This is a genomic window from Alteromonas infernus, assembly GCF_902705815.1.
Genome location: NZ_CACSIG010000043.1, coordinates 1 through 2,448, shown reverse-complemented (window position 1 = coordinate 2,448; position 2,448 = coordinate 1). Strand labels below are relative to the sequence as shown.

The 2,448-nt window shown below is 41.9% G+C and carries 4 protein-coding genes; all 4 read left to right on the top strand.

Translation table 11 applies throughout. From position 1 onward, the window contains the following. The first annotated feature begins 484 nt into the window (after nt 1-484). The 4 genes from ACX5J7_RS11315 (at nt 485) to ACX5J7_RS11300 (ending at nt 2,288) form a co-directional block, all read left to right on the top strand. Nucleotides 485-814 carry an energy transducer TonB gene (locus ACX5J7_RS11315; RefSeq protein ID WP_342288138.1) on the top strand — a complete coding sequence of 110 codons (330 nt, stop codon included), beginning with the start codon at nt 485-487 and terminating at the stop codon, nt 812-814. A 128-nt stretch (nt 815-942) separates the two neighbouring features. Beyond that, a complete protein-coding gene (locus ACX5J7_RS11310; protein ID WP_498707252.1) occupies nt 943-1,557 on the top strand; it encodes a hypothetical protein in 615 nt (204 codons plus the stop codon). A gap of 18 nt (nt 1,558-1,575) precedes the next feature. Continuing rightward, nucleotides 1,576-1,761, top strand: coding sequence for a hypothetical protein (locus ACX5J7_RS11305; RefSeq protein ID WP_342288547.1), 186 nt, complete (start codon nt 1,576-1,578; stop codon nt 1,759-1,761). 164 nt (nt 1,762-1,925) lie between these two features. Then, nucleotides 1,926-2,288, top strand: coding sequence for a hypothetical protein (locus ACX5J7_RS11300; protein WP_342288548.1), 363 nt, complete (start codon nt 1,926-1,928; stop codon nt 2,286-2,288). The last annotated feature ends 160 nt before the right edge of the window (nt 2,289-2,448 follow it).

Sequence of the window (2,448 nt, the reverse complement as noted above, 5' to 3'; positions counted from 1 at the left end):
CGCTAACACGTGGGCTGGCTCGCTTCGCTCGGATTTTAGCCCACATGCTAGCGCCCCAAAGCTTAGCGTTAGGCGTCATTTACTTACAGCATTAAAATGTTGGTTCAGAAGTGACATTCCAGCATCAAGGCTGTTTCATTAGGTTGTGTTTACGGCTTGCTTTTTCGGTAGTTTCAACGGCTTTAGCAACGGGCTTTTCATCAACTCAGCAACGCCAGTATTCTGCATCATCAGCTTTCTAAACTCGCTCTTTTATTCAGCAATCTCCTTTACATCTGGCATTTCGCACAGGGTTGTTTTATCTTAAATTCAATAATTTAAACACGCGGTCTTTTTGGCTAGTGGTGGCAGCAAAGCTGCGTACTTTCAGTTGTACGCCTAACAAAACGCTGTTGGCACTCCCTTCGGTCGCTGGGACGCTAACACGGGGCCGCTTCGCGATTATAGCCCCATGTTAGCGCCCCAAAGCTTAGTGTTATAAGCCATGATTGAGTTTCTATTAGCTGCAAATTTAGTCACATATTTAAACAACCCTAAATATGAAGTTGAATCGTGCTCTGTTACACCATTTGAGTTAGTTACCGTCACAGATCCTATGTGGCCGACTGACACTTTTGAACTGGAAGGTGAAGTGAATCTTCGTGCTTACGTAGATTCTGCTGGAACGGTTATTAGTAGTGACATTGTAACTTCAACACCACTTAGAATATTTGATCGCGCTGCTAAGAGGGCATTAGCCAAGTGGAAGTTTAATAAATCGGAAGCAAACGAACGTTGCTTCAATGTAAAATTTAAATTTGAGTTAAGTGATTAATGGCTTATAACAAACAAATTATGTCGCCCGCCAAGGCGGGCTGGGACGCAAACACGCAGGCGGCTTCGCCATTACCGCCTGCGCATTCGCGCCCCATATTTGGAAGTTAGCTGCCAAGGAGAGACCGAGTGCCTGTTTGGGGTTATTTTTATTGTTGCGTTTTTTTGTTGAGTTGCTGTTTTGGTCTTTTTGACAAAAATCGCTTAAGACGTCCGTATCAACCGGCAGGTGAAGTTTTAGATTGTCTTTGTGGTATTTTGATATTTCTAATAGCTTTTAGTGTTGTGCAATTTGAGTTTTCCGCAACGATTAGCTCACTCTGTTTTATATACACCATTGCGTGGTCATACCATGCTCATAGACATTATCTTGATTATAAAAAATTCAAATCAGATATTCATAAAACAGCAATAGCTGAGCATGAAAAATTATTCGAAAAAATATCAGAGATAAATGAGAGAGCGATAGAAGATGGAGTTGATCCATCCGAATTAGAAAGTATTGAGCAAACCTATGATTTTGACCAAGCAGAAAAAGAGGCTCAGTTTTTTTTACATTGGTACAGTAGTTGTTATCTTGATAATACTAATTCCATATTTGTATGTTTATCTGAAATCAGTAGGTTTAAGTGGCAGCTAACAAAAAAATTAAGTCACTCACTGCGTTCGCTGGGACGCATACACGCGGGGCGGCTTCGCCATTATGCCCCACATGCCTGCGCCCCTTATTTAAAAGTTATATGACAAGAGTCGCTTTCAAATATGGATAGTTTTAAATACGAAGTAAAAACTGTAGGTGGAGTATTCAAGCTGCGCTCCACAAAGCTCACAGAATTAGAAGAACTCTGTGGTAATATGGGTGTTAAAGGCTGGGAACTTGTTTCTGTAAACTATGACTGGCTAATGGTTAGCTATACTCTTTTTTTTAGAAAGAAAGTCCTCAATTAAAGTGCCGCGGTTATTGGTCTTAGGTTATTTTAGCATTGTCATATAACAACTCAATCAACGCACTCACTTCGCTCGCTGGGACGCATACACGCGGGGCGGCTTCGCCATTATGCCCCACATGTCTGCGCCCGTTATTGAAAAGTTAGGTGCTAAAAGGAAAAATTATGAAATCATGGAATGAATTAACTAATCTACAACGCGCAGTTATCGGTATCGCAATGGTTATTGCGGCGGCAGTTTTGCCAGAGATAGCCTTCTTAGTTCAACTAGGCGGTGTGGAAGTCGCATTTGCTCTAGTTTTTGCTGGCCTAGCTCCCCTTATTTCTTGGTTCTCAACAAAATACCAAGCAATTAAAGAATGTTTACAAACCTCAATAGTTGCTTTTAGGCATAGTGCATCTGCTAAACCTTCCGTCTTCTTCGTTCAAGCTTCTTTTTGTGCCGTCGCACTTCTATTTACAAGTTCGGGCTTATTGGCTTTTTACTTTTTTATGCCTAGTATGCTGCTAAATGGGGTCTTGGCGTGAGCGCACCTAACAAGCCAATAAACGCACTCACTACGTTCGCTGGGACGCATACACGCGGGGCGGCTGCGCCATTATGCCCCACATGTCTGCGCCCGTTATTGGAAAGTAGGTGCTTCTAAGGATTGGAAATGAATAATTCAGAAAAATTTAAATCTTACCT